This is a genomic window from Corticibacter populi (genome assembly GCF_004217315.1).
Taxonomy (GTDB): domain Bacteria; phylum Pseudomonadota; class Gammaproteobacteria; order Burkholderiales; family Burkholderiaceae_C; genus Lampropedia; species Lampropedia populi.
The window spans coordinates 116,414-132,996 of sequence record NZ_SGWR01000002.1 but is presented as its reverse complement, the minus strand read 5'-3'; the positions used below and the strand labels follow the sequence as shown (position 1 = coordinate 132,996).

Annotated in this window: 12 protein-coding genes; 3 read left to right on the top strand and 9 right to left on the bottom strand. The window is 53.3% G+C overall.

The annotated features are described in order from the left end of the window. Nucleotides 1-51 precede the first annotated feature (51 nt). Complete coding sequence (locus tag EV687_RS06810) at nt 52-738, bottom strand: hypothetical protein (RefSeq protein WP_130466468.1); 687 nt, start codon at nt 736-738, stop codon at nt 52-54. On the opposite strand from EV687_RS06810, the gene EV687_RS06805 reads away from it, so the two are divergent. From EV687_RS06805 to EV687_RS06795, 3 genes are read left to right on the top strand one after another with little or no spacing between them, the layout of a single operon-like run. Next, on the top strand, nt 737-2,911 hold the full coding sequence (locus EV687_RS06805; protein WP_122230646.1) for a glycosyltransferase family 61 protein: 2,175 nt from the start codon (nt 737-739) through the stop codon (nt 2,909-2,911). The two genes, EV687_RS06810 and EV687_RS06805, sit on opposite strands and share 2 nt — an antisense overlap. Further along, entirely contained in the window at nt 2,908-3,783 is an 876-nt protein-coding gene (locus tag EV687_RS06800; RefSeq protein ID WP_162846643.1) for a glycosyltransferase family 2 protein, read from the top strand. Before EV687_RS06805 ends, EV687_RS06800 begins: the two co-directional genes overlap by 4 nt. 18 nt (nt 3,784-3,801) lie before the next feature. Then, nucleotides 3,802-4,956, top strand: coding sequence for a DegT/DnrJ/EryC1/StrS family aminotransferase (locus tag EV687_RS06795; RefSeq protein WP_122230642.1), 1,155 nt, complete (start codon nt 3,802-3,804; stop codon nt 4,954-4,956). A gap of 91 nt (nt 4,957-5,047) precedes the next feature. Here EV687_RS06795 and EV687_RS06790 read toward each other — a convergent pair whose 3' ends face one another. From EV687_RS06790 to EV687_RS06755, 8 genes are all read right to left on the bottom strand, one after another. After that, a complete protein-coding gene (locus EV687_RS06790; protein WP_207226406.1) occupies nt 5,048-5,752 on the bottom strand; it encodes a DapH/DapD/GlmU-related protein in 705 nt (234 codons plus the stop codon). A 71-nt stretch (nt 5,753-5,823) separates the two neighbouring features. Continuing rightward, a complete protein-coding gene (locus EV687_RS06785; RefSeq protein ID WP_122230640.1) occupies nt 5,824-7,305 on the bottom strand; it encodes a glycosyltransferase family 2 protein in 1,482 nt (493 codons plus the stop codon). 8 nt (nt 7,306-7,313) lie between these two features. Continuing rightward, the gene (locus tag EV687_RS06780) at nt 7,314-8,486 is read right to left on the bottom strand and encodes a nucleotide sugar dehydrogenase (protein WP_122230638.1); all 1,173 of its coding nucleotides are present in this window, start codon (nt 8,484-8,486) and stop codon (nt 7,314-7,316) included. Between the two features lie 140 nt (nt 8,487-8,626). Next, nucleotides 8,627-9,682: an alginate lyase family protein gene (locus EV687_RS06775; protein WP_122230636.1), complete on the bottom strand. Its 1,056-nt coding sequence runs from the start codon at nt 9,680-9,682 to the stop codon at nt 8,627-8,629. Between the two features lie 287 nt (nt 9,683-9,969). Continuing rightward, nucleotides 9,970-10,734 carry a hypothetical protein gene (locus tag EV687_RS06770; protein ID WP_130466467.1) on the bottom strand — a complete coding sequence of 255 codons (765 nt, stop codon included), beginning with the start codon at nt 10,732-10,734 and terminating at the stop codon, nt 9,970-9,972. 71 nt (nt 10,735-10,805) lie between these two features. Continuing rightward, nucleotides 10,806-11,906, bottom strand: a complete 1,101-nt coding sequence (gene glf / locus EV687_RS06765) for a UDP-galactopyranose mutase (RefSeq protein WP_122230634.1) — start codon at nt 11,904-11,906, stop codon at nt 10,806-10,808. An 86-nt stretch (nt 11,907-11,992) separates the two neighbouring features. Next, a complete protein-coding gene (locus EV687_RS06760; RefSeq protein WP_122230632.1) occupies nt 11,993-15,331 on the bottom strand; it encodes a glycosyltransferase family 2 protein in 3,339 nt (1,112 codons plus the stop codon). Next, nucleotides 15,328-16,583, bottom strand: a 1,256-nt coding sequence (locus EV687_RS06755; RefSeq protein WP_130466466.1) for an FkbM family methyltransferase, incomplete at its 5' end; no start/stop codon positions are given. The genes EV687_RS06760 and EV687_RS06755, both read right to left, overlap by 4 nt.

The following is a 16,583-nucleotide window of genomic DNA, read 5'->3' as shown; positions in this document are numbered from 1 at the left end:
GCCGCCAAGTGCCGAGTATCGCCTGTGATTCGGCCACACGAAGGCTTGACTTCATGCCGTAATGTAACAAAGAACGTTACGATGTTTTTGGCAGAAAAGCGACAAGCACCAAGGTGCGGCCCAGACCTTGGTAGGGATGCCCTGGTTGCACCGGGCCCTCACTCTTTTGCAAGCGCGCACGAAGCGGATGCAGCCATCGGTTGCATCGACCTTTTGCTCCCGGATCATCTGAACAGGTTCCAAGCGCTGCTGGCTTTCATGGATCCACGGCATGTCAGGCCGCAGCGCCGCTGAGTGCCTCCAGTAAGTTGTTGTGAACAAGACGAAGCGCAAGGCGAGAAGTTGGTGGAAATTACCAATTTTCAGGTATTTGTCAATCTTGATCCAATTGTTATATTTGGTGACTTGCCCCGGCGATGGTTTGTAACGCCGCAACGCGCGCCTGACGGGACAACCCGAAGGGCAGGAGGTCACAACACACCGGGCGGCGACGGGCGTCTTGCCCATTGCACTTTGACCTCCTGCATGTCCCACAGAAAGATCGTGAACAGGTTCTGAGCCTTTTCGCATATTCTGCGCGCCGAGGCTGAGGCATGTTGACAACGCTGCGAGCGGCGAGCGAGCAGGAGTAACGGGCACCAGGTGAATATCGTTAACAAATGGAGCCAGTTGTCCGAGATTGTGTCGGACAAGATTAATCAGCAACCTTGAGCTTGTTACTGAACGCGAGAAGGGCATGGGTTTGAAAGATGACCAAACGAAACTGGACGGGTGGTTCGACTCCTGTTCAACGACCCATATCTCCGGGTGGGCGGCTGCCGATGGCATGCCGGCGGAGTTGGAGGTTCTGGTAGACGGACGATTTATAGCCAGTTTCACCTGCTCCCAGCACCGGGCGGATTTGGCGCGCCGGGGTCAACCTGCGAACGCAGGCTTTTCACAGCCGCTCCCGGAAGGTGTGCCGTCGGGAGCCCAAGTCGTGCTGCGCTACCGCAATGGTGGCCAGTCTGTCAAAGGGTCGCCGCGTCGGGCAGACATCAACGAGGGCTGGATTACACGCTGCAATGTCAGCGGCGTCGGCGGGTGGGCATTGACGGGCGGTCAACCAGCCATGGTGCAGATCAGCGTTGGCGAGACGGTTCTGGCAGTTGTTCGCTGCGACCAGAAAAGCTCGGCTATGGAGGCGCGTGGCTTATCCGCAGGTGGCTTTCACTACCGTTTCCCTGCCGCGATCGACTCGCAGAAAAGCGTCTCGGTACAGTTCATGGATGGCACGCCGCTGCGCCGCTCGCCGGCGACGCCGGATGCTTACGAAGGTCACCTCGAGTTCTGCTCGATTGCGCATGTCACGGGGTGGGCCCTGTTCGAGGGCAAGCAAACCAGCCTGGACGTGTTTGTTGATGGCGAGCCGGTGGCGACCATTCGTGCCGACATCCATCGTGCGAGACTGGCCGACTTCACGACGTCCACCGAAGCTGTCTTCTATCACGAGTTCCGGCACTCCATCGACCCTGATTCAGAGATCTCCATCCGGTTTCCGGACGGCAAGGACATTCCTGGTTCTCCGCAGAAGCCATCCAAGGCATACCCCGACAACACCCGATTCCCGATATCCAAATCAACGAAGCAGCAGGCTGCCAAGGCGCATGCACTCGATATGGATGCAGAGATCATTCGAGCGGCCATCCGCGCAAGTGCGATAGGCCGATCCCTGCTGCGCAATGGTCTGGCCCGAAAAATCGGGGTGCACAAGGCCATTGCCGAGTTTCCCGTTTTTTTCAGCGTCGACAAGGCTGCCTCGGCTCCTCATGTACTGGCCGGTATTGATGAATTGGCTGCATCGCCAGGCGGGCAGGGCGGAGGAGGCATGGGCCTCTCGGCGCTGCGAATCGAAGATGCCATCGTCATTCCCCAGTCGTCCATCATCGTGCGCGGCGGCAGATTCTATGGGGAACGGCAGGCTGTCGAGGATGGCCATGAGCCGCATTTCGTCATGGCAGGCTCGGCAGTAGAGGGGCCGGAGGCATCCGCTGAAGATCAGGACATGCCCGTGTGCGCGCTGGACGCGGCGATGGAGCCCGTCCTTTCCATGGTCGATGCCGTCACCCTCACCAGTTCCGTCCGGGGCAATCTTGCCCATTGGATGCTGCACGAACTGATTCCATGGGCGCAGGCCCTGCGTGCCGGCATTATCCATTCCAGGGTGCCTGTCCTGCTTGACGACGATGACAATGTCGGCGCCTCGCTTGCCAGCAAGAAAAGCGCAGCCGAAGCGGCGGCGACACTCATGGGCGGGGCACAGTCGCAACCCGTTCCCATCGGCTTGAGTGGGCGCGGCGCCTGCCAGGTTGCCAGGCTCTGGAAGTTCCGGTTTGTGCCTGCTCCGGCGAATTCTGCACCGCGATGGGTCCGTCTGGCGACGCCTCCAGATGTTCTCGGTGCGTTTGTCAGAGGGCTGACCAGTCCGGTCCAGCCTTCCGAATGTGCCGGGATCGACCTTACTCCCGAAACACAAGCGCCAGGGACACGGATTTTCATCGAGGATGCCTCCCTGCAGGGAGGCGCCTACTACGACCAGCTCCTCAACAGGACCATTGCGCAAGCCCGCGGGTTCCAGGCCATCGACCCCGCAGGCATGACTTTCAATGAACAGATCGTGGCGCTTCGCAACGCTTCTCACGTCCTTGTCCCGCATACTGCCACGGCACTGCTGGCGCTGTTCATGCGGGAGGGAGGGCGCATCGCATTCACGGAGCCCTGCGAAGCGACTCTTGCAGCGCTTGCTCCGGTTGCTCATGCGCTTGGGCTCGGTATGGCCGCTCCCGTGGTGGACGAAGACAGCCCACAGACTCCGGCATCTGTCGAGTTCGCCCACTTTCTTCATCAATGGCTGGCAGGAGACAAACAATGAGAATCGCCGCATGCTTGGGTGTGCGCGACGAGGTTGAACTCGTCGGCCCAGCCATCGAGCATCTGAGACGCATTGGCGTCGATCTCATCATCGCCTGTGATGCAGGTTCCACCGATGGAACCTATGAATACATGGAACGCTTGCGCTCGAAGGATGATTTCTGGCTGTTCAGGTGCAGTGACGAGGAGCCTGACAACGGTGAAACCTGGGCGCGTGCGCAAGTGGCGCTCGTCAAAAGTGCCAACGTCGACTGGACCATCTTCCTCGATGCCGATGAGTTCTGGCTGCCACGAAATGGTCGCCTTGCCGATTGCGAGGAACTTCACCACAACGACATCCTGCTGGTCAGGCGCTTCAATATTCCCATCAGCATGGAGGGCCCATACGCACCTGATCCGATGGTGCCCGCCAACTACGGCAAGGTTCTGTTGCTGAACCAGGATGTTGAGCGAAAGAAGGAGTTCATGCTGGAGAACCCCAATCAGGCCTGGGTCCTGATGTCGGCAGTTCCCAAGGCCATGGCGCGGCCGAGCTTCATCGGCACCATCAGGGCCGGGGCCCACGACGTCATCGTTGCTGACTCGCGCTTGGTCAGAAAGAGCACATCTTCGGACATTCTTATTGCCCATCTTCCATTCACTACCAAACCAAGGTTCCAGCGCAAGCTGCGGAATATTCGCAGATTGCTTGGCGTGCATAGAGAAGCGGCAGGTTCCTACCAAGGCTGGCATTGGCGCAGATGGTTGCAACTCGAGGATGAGGGGAAATTGGACGATGAGTTCGAGAAGAGCGTATTCACGCAAGCCGATATTGACCATCTTCTCGGCGCCGGAATCCTGTTCTCGGCTGACGACCTGCTGAACGCAAAGTAGCGGAAACCGGAGATCGCCATGCTTGATGCGAACGTCCGGGAGCAGTTGCTGCGAGGAAAAAGCACAGAAGGCGGTATACAGCCGTTTTCGCCGCTGCTGCCCCGTGCCCACAGTCTGCTTCCATACCTGGAACTGATCGATGAAAACCGCTGGTATTCCAATCGCGGTCTGCTGACCTGTCATCTCGAGAGCAGGATTGCGCAGATGCTTGGTCCCTCCGTGCAGGTGGCTGCCACAAGCTGTGGACAGGCCGCCATCGAGGCGGCCATTCTCGCCTTTGCTGGCATGGCCTCCATCGATCGGCCATATGCGTTGCTGCCTTCCTATACGTTTTCCGCTACTGCCAGCGCAGTTCAACGCTGCGGCTACACCCCTTACTTCGTGGACATCGAAGCCGATGACTGGCTGCTGTCTGCGGACGCATTGCTGAATCACCCCATGATCGGCAAGGCCGGTCTTGTCGTTGCCGTGTGTGCATATGGGCGGCGCATCGAGCAGGCACCGTGGGTCTTGTTCAAGGAAAAGACGGGTGTGCCCGTCGTCATCGATGCCGCAGCCGCATTCGAGAGCATCTCGCAAAGTCCACAGGAATTGCTTGGCACCATCCCCGTTGCCATCAGTCTTCAGGCGACCAAGACCCTTTCTTCAGGGGAAGGCGGTCTGGTCATTGGAACAACTCCCGATCTGTACATCAAAGTTGCCCAGGCCACCAACTTCGGCTTCTTCGGCTCAAGGGAAACCACCGCGCCCGGCTTCAACGGCAAGCTCAGCGAGTATCATGCCGCAGTCGGGCTGGCCAGTCTTGATGAATGGGCAAGCACGCAGAAAGCATGGTGTGCCGTACATGCCGAATACCAGCGCCTTGCCATGAACAGGGGGGTGCAGGAGTTGCTGTTTGCTTCGCCCGGCGTTGCTTCCTGCTACGTCCTTTTTCGAAGCCCTAGCGACGAAGCTGTCATCCGCATCGTGCGAAGCTTGGAGCACAACCGGATCGAATGCCGACACTGGTATGGCAGGGGGCTGCATAGCCACCAATACTATGCTTCCTGTCCGAAGGATGAATTGCCAAACACGACGTTGATTTCAGGCTGTCTGATTGGCTTGCCGGTGGCCATAGATCTGAGCGAGGTGAAAATGGCCAGAATACTGGATGCCATAGTCGCCGCCTTGTAAGAGACAGCTAATCAGTCCTTTTCTCTCGTCTGTATATCGGCTCAAAGAGTCGAGGCAATCTGCAAGTTAACGACAGAAGGACAGGTGTGAATTATGTGCGGCTTCTGCGTGGTCGTGAGGCAGCAGCAAGCTCTCGCAGCGTCCGAGCTGGATTCCCTGCGACTACAGTCTTGTCTGGTATCGACTTCGTCACGACTGCGCCGGCAGAAACCATGGCACCCTTGCCAATTGTAAGGGGACGCTCTGGGGTACCTTGCACAATCACGGCGCCTGCGCCGATAAACGCATCGTCTCCAATCGTCACGTAACCGGAGATCGTGACCGAAGGCGCAATCGTTACGAAGTCCCCTATTACAACGTCATGTCCTATGGAGCACAGAGGCATGATTTGTACGTGTCGCCCTACATTGACCCCATAGGCAAAATGGCTGAAGGTACTGATGAATGTCCCTTCACCAACGCTAGTAATCTCGCCAACTGGTGATTGCTGTTTGAAAAGTGTTGGGAAAGTGCCACCAGCCGTGGTTACTTTTTCAACCAGCAATCTTTTGCTATTTGCCTGTGCCACGCCAACCAGACAAGGCAAATGGAGATGGTGAAGGCGATAATTTTCAAAGTCGATTACTGGGACCCCAAGCAGGTTCTGTCCGGCAAGCACGCCGTCTTCGATGAATGCGCCAATCTGCACCCAACCATCTGTACCAGTTTGAATTCCGCATGCAATCGACTTGGAATGACCGGATGCACCATAAATCACCACTTTGCGCGCCATGTGGGGGTTGAGGTGATTCAGCATTTCTTTGCCTTCATAAGATCGATCAACATACCAGTAAAGGGTATTGGTTTGGCCATCAGGTCAACGGATAGTCAGATGGGCTCCGCTCCCCTTGAATGGCATATCGCCACCGAAAGGATGGGGAATGGTCGCAATGGCGATTGCGGAGGGGGCATGATCGGAGTGCTTCCAGCACGCAACTTGGCAATATGCCAGCGAGACCACGCCTCCCAGTATGCCAGCCGCTGCGGTGAAGAACCACTCGCATCGTAGCCTGTCTCCGGCGCATTCATCAGTGAATCGGGGCGGTGTGCGCCCAGCGACAGCAACAAAGGCAGGCGCTTGATTGCGCGCCGGCCGAAAACAAGCTTCAGCCGGGCGTGAAACTCACTGTCTGCACCTGTGCGAACAGTGTCCCAAAGACCGGTGCGGGCTTGCACAAGCTGTTTGCGGAACAGTGGCGAGGCAGGATTGAGCCGCGTGAGCGGATGCACGGGGCGCGCATAGAAGAGGCCATCCTCCTGAATCCGCACCCACTGTGAAGTGGTGGCCACCAAGTGCGGATTGTTCAGCAAGGGAGCTACCTGCAGCGCCAGGCGTTGAGGGTGTGACCAATCGTCTGAATCCTGGCAGGTCACAAATTCCCCTCTCGCCACTGCAAACCCTTCATTCTTGGCCATGAAGGTGCCGCCATTGTGTGACATGGACAGCAGCCGCACACGCGGATCCTGCTGGCTGATCGCTTGCACCACCGCCCTGGTATTGTCAGTACTTGCGTCTTCGATGACGATGACTTCCAGGTTGCGATAGGTCTGCTGGAGCAGGCCTCGCAGGGATGCTTCGATACGGTGGCCGGCATTGAAGGCGGTCATCAGCACCGAGACCAACGGCCCTTCTACGGGAGTGAGATCACTGCGTGCCTGCAGGTTGGCGGCACTGGGAGGCTGATCTGGATTGAGCAGCACCGCTGGTGCCAGCTTTTGCCAAGCCCAGAACGCATTGAGCCGCTCCAATTGGCTGGCAGGCGCATCGCCCAACACATTGCTCGTCAGCAGCAGCAATTCGGGAAAGCGCTGTTGCCAGATAGAGCCATTTGCCGCTGGCCGCTGCATCTCTTCAAGCAACTCTCGCGCTGCATCCGCCTCGCCACATCGCAGAAGCAACCCCATGTGCAGGACAGGTGATACCGTAGTCGTGAGCCGGGCGGACAGCGTGCGCAGCAGGGAAAGCGCAAGATCCGGCATGAATGGGGCCAGCGCGTCGGCGAGCGTAACCCATTGCGTGGCACCAAAACCATGCAGATGCTGCAAGGTACTGACCACCGCACGGGCTTCCTGCCGGCGTCCACAGGCAGCAAGTGATACCGCATAAGCCATGCCGCCATGGACATGAAGACCATCCCATCGAGCATTGGCCACCGTGGCATACATGCCGAGCCGGTAGCAGGCCCACATCTGCCAGCCGCTGCGGGGCCAGTGGCCTGTGGGCAAGGCCGCCAGCGCGTGTGCAAACCGCAAATGGCTCAGGTGCCAGAAGAAACGCCAGGAATCCGTGACCGAGTCCGGCTCAAGCAATGTTGATCTCAAGAGTCAATGCCGAAAAGATCGCGAGTGTAGACCTTGTCCTGAACATCGTCCAATTCCGGACTCATCCGGTTGGTGATGATGACATCGGACTGTTGTTTGAATGCCTCCAGATCATTGATCACACGCGAGCGGAAGAAGTCGGGCACATCCAGCACCGGCTCGTACACCACCACCTCCACGCCCTGAGCCTTGATGCGCTTCATCACACCCTGGATGGCCGAGGCGCGAAAGTTGTCCGAGCCCGCTTTCATCACCAGACGGTACACCCCGACCACCGACGGATTGCGGCGCAGAATATCCTCGGCCACGAAATCCTTGCGCGTGCGGTTGGACTGCACGATCGCGTGCACCAGGTTCTGCGGGACTTTCTCGTAGTTGGCCAGCAACTGCTTCGTATCCTTGGGCAGGCAATAGCCGCCATAGCCGAAGGAGGGGTTGTTGTAATGGCGGCCGATGCGCGGATCCAAGGAGACACCTTCGATGATCTGCCGTGTATCCAGCCCATGCACCGATGCATAGGTATCCAGCTCGTTAAAGTAGGCCACGCGCATGGCCAGGTAAGTATTGGCAAAGAGCTTGATGGCCTCGGCCTCGGTACTGTCCGTCAGCAGCACCGGCACGTCCTGCTTGATGGCACCCTGGCGCAGCAGATCGGCAAATGCCTGGCCGCGCTCGGAACGCTCGCCTACCACGATGCGTGAGGGGTGCAGGTTGTCGTACAGCGCCTTGCCCTCGCGCAGGAACTCGGGCGAGAAGATGATGTTATCGCTGCCAGTTTCTTCCTTCAGGCGGCGGGTAAAGCCCACCGGCACCGTGGACTTGATGACCATTACCGCCTGAGGGTTGATCGTCATCACATCGCGCACCACGGCCTCGACAGACTTCGTGTTGAAGTAGTGCGTTTGTGTGTCGTAATCCGTGGGCGTGGCGATGATGACAAAGTCGGCGCCACGGTAGGCATCTTCCTTGTCGAGCGTGGCACGGAAATTCAATGGCTTGTTGGCCAGATAGTCCTCGATCTCGACATCCACGATGGGGGATCGCCTGTTGTTGAGCAATTCCACCTTGTGGGCATCGATGTCGAGGGCAACCACTTCGTGGGACGCCGCCAAAAGTACGGCGTTGGAGAGACCGACGTAGCCTGTGCCGGCGATTGCGATTTTTGTCATTTCGTTTCCTTAACTGGCACTCGAACTTATTCTGCCAAATTTTCATCGAGTGGAAGGCAATTGTTGAATAATGCGTAGAATTAACGCAGTAGACTGGCTGGATGCTTGGTAATAGGTTGCCTCAGTGCTTCGGTACTATTTTATGTTGGAGAGCCACCGATATATAGAAATCTTCTTTCTGGATATTCACTTAAGATGGCATCATATTTCTCGTTTGGAAATTTTTTGCTGTAATTATATAGCCACCCAAAATAAGGTCGCGGCACGCTTCTCTGCTTGTATCCGGATTTTTTTTCAATTAATGTGGGGTCGAAATAGGAGTCTATGGTCGCATTGACTATTCTATTCAATGCATGGTTGTTGTATTGGTAAAGATCAATGCCGTTGATTTGTGCACGGTCGGCAATGAGAATCAATGGTATTAGCGCAAAAACATGATAGTGTTGTGCCAGCGCCTTCCGCTTTAATTCAGGAGGAAGGAATCCGTCTTCGTCGGCTTGGTCAAGCCCTGATCTGAAGACTCCAATTGCCCAGTCAAAATATTCATTGTTCCCCGTTGCGATGGCAGTGTTGATCGCCGCCAGTGCAGCCCAATAATACATGTTTGCAATGCTGGTATCTCCCTTTTTGATGTTTGATTCTCTGGATCGATTGAATCGCATTATGATGTCGCCTGCTAATTCAGTGAGCCAGGAATTGATGAGGTTTGCATCGATCCTGTTTGTGTCATTAAGAGACATGACCTTCAGCCAGGATGCCGAAAGAGATGAGAGCATCCAGGTCTTGACGAAGTATGCCTGATAACCGTTTATTGGCCCGGAAAGTGATTTGTTCTGAGACAACGTAAGTAATATTTTCTGGGCGCAGTATGCAGCCCTGGCATCTCCGGTGGACTGATACTCATCTGCAAGATTTGCGGCTTGGGTGGCTGATTCTCTTATGCTTCTCGTGAGGTTGGATATTTCTTTATCTTTATCTTTGTCTCTGGTAATGCCATCTTTTAGGTAAACGCCTCCGTTAATTGATAAGTTGGGACTTACGTACTGCACGGGAGGGCAGATAAGCTCTGAGCGCAGTTTTGTGTCATGACTTTGCTCCCAGGGATTGATGAAATCTCCTGAAAAGGCAGGCGTATGCAGTATTGGCGCTGCTAAAAAAAATATATGGAAGATCGATTTGATGTGATTTCGTTGCATGGTGATGTACTAAAGTTTTAGTTCGTTAGGTAACGATTGCTTAATATTGGTTTCCATTGTTCTATTTTATCAAGATGAGAAATATAGCCAAACAATTCTATTTTTTAATAAGGATTTGGTTTTTTTGATATTAATGAGATCGTGTTGTTGTTAGGAAATATATTTAAGAAGCACTATTAACTTGACCTGCGCGTCGCATATCATCTGTGGCGCACTGTAGAGTCGCAATTTGACGCCAATGTCTCCTTGTAGTGCGTCCCGGCCTGGGGCGCGGTGACGCAAGCGAATCAATCAGCTTTTTCTGAAGGAGATGCAATTATATTATTTTGATCTAAGGAAATATATATTCCCTCGAATGCCCTTTCGTTAGCCACATTCAGAACCAGTTTCTTTAGGTAGCCTTTTTTCTTGAGTGCTTCGGCCGGATGATGGGATGCATTGGGAACTTTTAACAAGTATACCGTGCCAAACGCAGCATTGATTTTATTGTAGAAAAACCAATTATCCGCTGGATGCTTGGGATCCAAACACACGTGTAAGCAACATTTCGGATTGATATCGATGTCACATATCTTCTCATGTATTAATGGTGAAGTTGGGCTTTTTACCCATTGGTACTCCATTAGTTTGGGATATCTTTTTAGTAGATCTGGATCGCGGCAAAGCCTAGGAGCAAATGAAAGAATGGACGCCTCCAAGCATGATCCGAAGTACAGGGCAGCATAGCCACCCAAACTGGTTCCATACGTTACCACCTTTTTGCCTGCCACATAAGGGGTAACAATAGATTTGAATTTTTCCCGAGACAAACCTTGATAACTGCTGTTATGCAATTGATCGACAAAGATTACTTCAAAACCGTTCTTCAGCAGGAAATCGACGGCCCAACCTTTGTCATCTTTTTGTCTTCTCGGTGCGAAAGCAAACGTGATGAAAATACAGTCATTACGGTGTTCCCTTGTTGGGACGAACAACGTGAACTTGTAGAATCTGTCGGATGCTATGACACTCTGCGACCATTCTTGATTGTCATCATATTTTTCTTGCGACATTTATTAAAAAATCCCGTAAACATCAATGAATTCATTGAAAAATCCAATAGTGCGGGGCGCTTGTGAAACCCTCATTGCTGTATCTTTCTGATTTTTGCTATGGCCGATCCAATTACTTGATGCATGTCGTAATACTGGTATTCTGCAAGGCGTCCGCCGAAGATGAGGTTGGACTCGGCTTCGGCAAGCGCTTCGTACTGCTTGAAGATGGCCATGTTCCGGGCATCGCCAATGGGATAGTAAGGTGTCTTGTTGCGCGACCAAGTGTCCGGGATTTCCTTCGTCACCACGGACACGGGTGTCTTTAGGTCATTCTCGAAATGCTTGTGCTCGATGATGCGGGTCCACGGCACATTTGCCTCGGTGTAGTTGATGACCGCATTGCCTTGATAGTTGCTGGTCTCGATGACCTCGGTATCGAAACGCAGTGAGCGATACTCCAATTCACCGAACCGGAAGCCGTAGTACTCATCGATCTTGCCGGTAAAAACCACCTGTTTGGCCTTGGCGTTCCAGTGGTCGATGTCCGCCAGGTAATCCACACTCAGTTCCACGTCAATGCCGTCCAGCATGTTCTGGAACAGTGCGGTGTATCCGCCGATGGGAATGCCCTGGTACTTGTCGTTGAAGTAGTTGTTGTCCCAGGTCAGACGCACGGGCAGGCGCTTGATGATGGAGGCTGGCAGGTCCTTGGGGTCTTTTTGCCACTGCTTGCGGGTGTAATCACGGATCAGTGTTTCATAGATGTCCGGTCCGACGAGGATCAGCGCCTGTTCCTCCAAGTTGGCCGGTTCACGATCGAGCTTGAGGCGTTGGGACTCGATCTTGGCCTGCGCTTCTTCCGGTGTCAGCACACCCCACATCTGGTTGAATGTGTACATGCTGAAGGGTAGCGAATAGGCCTTGCCGCCATGGAAGGCGATGGGACTGTTGCGGAAGTTGTTGAACTTGGCAAAGCGATTGACGAAGTTCCAGATGTTCTCGTCATTGCAATGGAAGATGTGAGGCCCGAAGACGTGCACGTTGATGCCGTGCTGGTTCTCTGTGTAGCAGTTGCCTGCCACGTGCGGACGTTTGTCGATGACGAGGCAGCGTTTGCCGGCATCGGTGGCCAAGCGGGCGAAGGTGGAGCCGAAAACGCCGGCACCAACGATCAGGTAATCATATGACATGGAGCATCCTTGGAGGTTTTAGTAGTGGCCGCTCATGCGAGCGACGTGGGGCAAATGGCGATCATGCAGAATTCTTCACTGCATGCCTACCTCACATACTCCGGCAACATTGCCTCTGGTGCCTTGAAGGGTCTTTGCTTCAATGGGAAGGGCATATGCAAATTTTCTGCCTTCGCATGCCATTTTCGCCACGACTGTGCATATTCGATGCGGGTTGGTGACCAGCCATATTTCCCGTTGACATCGATTCCGGTCACCGGATCTCGTGTCAAACTGTCTTCATGCGACAAGGCAAAGCAGGTGGGTGCCATCAGCAAGTGGATCTTGTCTTCACCGAAACATTTGCCCAAACGCTTGAAGAACTCGGTATCGGCGGAGAAGCGCACGGAATCCCAATAACCAGCCACATTCCGTACCTTGTCAACCCGGATCATCAAGGTTGCAACGGCTTCGTGGGTATAGGTGCCACCCCAGCCATCCCTGAAAAGGAATCTTCCGCTCTCATCCATCCGTATCCATCTGGTCAATACTGCCACATGTTCCGGATTTTCCATCAGATGTTGAACTTGCAGGGCGATGCGCTCGGGCAAGGCAACATCATCTGAATCCAATACGGTGAAAAACTCGCCTTTTGCTTGCTGCAATGCGCTATTCCGATTGACATAGGTGCCGTTATTGGTATTCCTGCGAATCACCCGAATTCTGGCATCCTCCTTTTCCAGTCTTTCGATGATGGAAAGAGTATGATCGACACTGTTGTCGTCGAAAAGGATGATTTCCAGATTCTTGTGACTCTGTTGCATTAACGAGCGTACTGCCTTTTCGACGGTTTTTTCGGAATTGAAACATGACATACACACTGTGACGCATGGTTCCTTGTTCGCTCGGTGATTTTTTTGGTTGGCCACGCACTTGATTTCAAGGAACAGATTTCTGCTGCCTTGGTTGTCATCAAGACTGATCGGGCTCATCTGATGAATATCTAAATACCTGTTCACGTATTGCAGCCAGGCGCTTCTGTTTCCCACGTGTCCACAAGCATTCGCTTTTGCAATCAAAAGCTCGCTGGAGTCCCATTCGTCATTGGGGAGTGGGATTTGATCTATAAGATCAGGGTTTTTTAAATCGCCAAGCCAATGGGCAACCCTGAGCCATTTTTGCGATTTTTCTGCATCTTTCAGGTGAAGGCCCGCTTGCACGGCCTCCCCCTTTTTCATGTCGCCATTGGTCATGATGGCGATAATCCGATCCCTTTCTTTCCAGTGCAATTCGGGGTGCTCGCTATCGGTAGCAAGCAAGTCATAAATAGCAGCCGCCTTTCCAAATTGGCCTTCCTTCTCGAATGCAATCGCTGCGGATGGAATGGAATGCTGCACCGGGCACCCTTTTATCGTATTCCCGATTTCCTCCAGGAACTGCTGGCGTTTGATTCGGTAATTATCCCTCAGTTCATTGGGAATGCGTTCTTCCGCCCATGTCAGTAGATGCGTGGCGAATTGCGACCATGATTGCAGGAATTCCGAGCTTCTGGTTGAGCGTACTACGATTGCATGGGTATACCGCAGCGCATCCAATACCGCCATCCGCCGACCGTCATTGATGTTGGTGATTTGTACGCGAGCGTTGAACTTTCGATGCGTGCACACTGTTCCTTGGGTGTAGCCGATGTTCTTGGCTGCAAGAATGCTGTGCCAGTGGTACGTAATATCGTTGTGCACGACAGTCGCACCGAAGAAAATGTTTTGGTCGTGTAATAGAGAGGTTTTGATGACCCTGTTCCACGGATAGTTGATCAATTGCGCGACGATGTTCCTGCGGGTCTCGTTGTCCTTGGCGTTGGCCAATTGCTTCCACAAGTCTGCATCCGAGTTGAACATGCCCTTTGTTTTCTTGTCTTCGTGCAATTCTATTTTGTACTTCACGAACACAAGATCATGATCTTCGCGAACCGCCAGCGCCAGTGCGTCTTCAAGAGCCTTGCCATCGATAACGTCATCAGCATCGAGGAAATAGGTGTATTCCCCGGTAATTAGTGGAATCACCGCATTGCGCGCTCTGCCCGCCCCCTTGTTTCCCTGGGTGAAAACGTGAAAATTGGGGTACTTTTTCTCGTACTGCTGCAGCAGAGCCAGCGAACCGTCGCTGGAACCGTCGTCCACTGCCAAGACATTGAACGTGATGCCCTTGATGGACATAATGGACTCGACGGTTTCGGTCAACAAATCCTCGGCATTAAAGACAGGAATGACGATGGTTAAGTCAACATCGGGGTAGGCCTTCTTGTATTCGGCCATTTTTTGCATGGCATCCTTGCCGAAGGAACCGACACCACGCTCCATCAAGGATTTATCGCCAATCTGTGACAGTCTTTTCTTTATCATCCGCTCCGCGGAGGGTTGAGTTTGCCGCTTGAGCACCCAGTTGATTCGTTTTGATAGGTAGCCGCGCAGCTCCTTGAATAGAATCGGTTTGACATCGATAGGAGCCTGCTTGATATAACCGAGAATCGTATTCAAATGGCTGCACAAGGCACTTAGCTTATACTCGGCAGAGCCCATGGTTTGCCCTTCGCGAGCCATGCGGTGATAGCTGACCATCTCATCCACCACTACGACGCGCCCGGCTTTGGACAGTACATGCCAGTGCAGCGGATTGTCTTCGTAGAAATAATCTCCCTCTGGATAAACGATGTCGTGATCGCGCAGAAATTTGGTCTTATAGAGCTTCCGCCACGGAACGGGTGAGAGACCCAACAAGTCAGGGTGCGTACCGAGCGAAATTATCTTGTTCTTCGGCAGGTTCTTCCAAGTCGCGTTGTCATACGCGGTGGACACAATCCGGTCGTCCTCGGTGAAGGTACAGAAATTACCAATCGCAAGATCAGCATCGTGTCGGATCGCTTGCTGCATCAGATTGTAGAACGCATCTGGTTTGACCCAATCGTCGCTATCGATGAAGGCGATATACTTGCCTTTGGCTGCACGGATACCAATGTTGCTTGGAATACCTGCACCACCCAGAGTGTTGTGATCGAGATTGATGAAGCGAATCCGCTCGTCTTCATTGGCGTACATCTCGATGATGCGCTTGCCATTGTCGGTGGACGCGTCATTGACGATGATCAGCTCGAAATTCTGATAGCGCTGTGACAGCGCCGAATTGATACTGTTGTCCAGATACGGGGCGACATTGAAGACCGGCATCACAATGGACAGGAGTGGCAGTTCCAGCGCAGTGAGCTCTGCTCGTTGAGATTGCTCGATAGCACTTGAGCTGCTTTCTCTACTCAGTATTTTTTCGATATTTCGTATGTTGAATTCGGCATGACGGCGGAGCGGGCTTTTTGGGTCGACCTTCTGATACGCAGCGATGGCCTCGGTATAAAGGCCTTTTGCACTTAATTCGTTGCCAAGCTTCAAACTCATTGTTCATTCCCTTTTTGAGTGTTTTTTAATAACTCGATTTCTCTCTTCAATCTCACTATTTCTTGTTTTGCCTTTGCTGGGTTGGCAGCAGCAAAGCGGGGGCTCATGTAAGCGAAGTTGCAGCGCCGCAGCACTGGCAAATCCTGAATCCACTCGTTGGTTTGTTCATATATCTTGAAGACGCGATATCCGAACTTTTGGAAAAAGCCATCGATGTCGGCAAAATAGGCTTGCTGGGTGCCTTCTTTGCTGAAACCAACTTCGATGTAAATAACGTCGACTTTTTGCTCCCTGAAGATCTTTTGTGCACCTTGCAGGACGTCCAGCTCTGCTCCCTCTACGTCAATCTTTAATAGATGGATGTGTTGATCCGTGAATAGGTTGACGAGAGTGTCCAGTTTGTGGCATTTTGCATGGAATACGCCTGTTTGCTGCTCTGTGGTATCTGCTGTCCTGATGATTTTGGTCATGGATCGGGCGGCACTGAAACTTAGATCGCTTTCTTGCTTGCCTATTGCATGGTTGTAAGCATGAATCTTTGATATATTGATCCCGTTGATGTTGTCTTTTAGTTTTTTGTAGCTTTCGGGATTGGGTTCGAATAAGTGGGCTTCTCTGAGTCGGAAGTTTTTGTTCTGATGGAATTTGATGAAAATTTCACCGACAAAAGCGCCAACATCGACATAGGTGATGGATTGCTCAAAAAAGAATGGCACGAGGTCATTCAGGAAATCATCGATATTGGCGTCACTACTGAAAATCCGTTTGGTCGTGGCTCCACCATTTGTGGTTGTGGGTGACGCCGAATATGGTGCGTTCGCATCAGCCACCACTGCACTTTGGGGCAAGGTGTTTGCCGCTGCAGTGCAGGGGCTGGCGGCACCAGTCAGTGCTGACAGCTGTTTTTCTGCAGAGGTTTTGGCTTTGGTCAGTTGCTCAATCTGTTTCTGACGCTCTGTGGCCAGTCGGGCCTGTTCATCTCGTGTTTTGGTGAACTGCGCCAGAAGTTCGACCTTTTCTTGCACAAGCTTCTCGGCAGTGGTCTTGGCCTGGGTCAGCTGTTCGATCTGGGCCTTGCGTTCGTTGGCGGCCTTGGCCCGCTCGTCGCGTTCCTTCCTGATCTGTTCAATTTGCTGATCGCGCTCCTGCGCGAGCTTCTCGGCAGTGGTCTTGGCCTGGGTCAGCTGTTCGATCTGGGCCTTGCGTTCGTTGGCGGCCTTGGCCCGCTCGTCGCGTTCCTTCCTGATCTGTA

Coding starts and splice junctions, on each gene's coding strand:
- EV687_RS06775 (WP_122230636.1), bottom strand. CDS start 9,682: ATGCAACGAAATCACATCAAATCGATCTTCCATATATTTTTTTTAGCA.
- EV687_RS06770 (WP_130466467.1), bottom strand. CDS start 10,734: ATGTCGCAAGAAAAATATGATGACAATCAAGAATGGTCGCAGAGTGTC.
- EV687_RS06805 (WP_122230646.1), top strand. CDS start 737: ATGGGTTTGAAAGATGACCAAACGAAACTGGACGGGTGGTTCGACTCC.
- EV687_RS06800 (WP_162846643.1), top strand. CDS start 2,908: ATGAGAATCGCCGCATGCTTGGGTGTGCGCGACGAGGTTGAACTCGTC.
- EV687_RS06780 (WP_122230638.1), bottom strand. CDS start 8,486: ATGACAAAAATCGCAATCGCCGGCACAGGCTACGTCGGTCTCTCCAAC.
- EV687_RS06760 (WP_122230632.1), bottom strand. CDS start 15,331: ATGAGTTTGAAGCTTGGCAACGAATTAAGTGCAAAAGGCCTTTATACC.
- EV687_RS06795 (WP_122230642.1), top strand. CDS start 3,802: ATGCTTGATGCGAACGTCCGGGAGCAGTTGCTGCGAGGAAAAAGCACA.
- EV687_RS06810 (WP_130466468.1), bottom strand. CDS start 738: ATGCCCTTCTCGCGTTCAGTAACAAGCTCAAGGTTGCTGATTAATCTT.
- EV687_RS06790 (WP_207226406.1), bottom strand. CDS start 5,752: ATGCTGAATCACCTCAACCCCCACATGGCGCGCAAAGTGGTGATTTAT.
- glf (WP_122230634.1), bottom strand. CDS start 11,906: ATGTCATATGATTACCTGATCGTTGGTGCCGGCGTTTTCGGCTCCACC.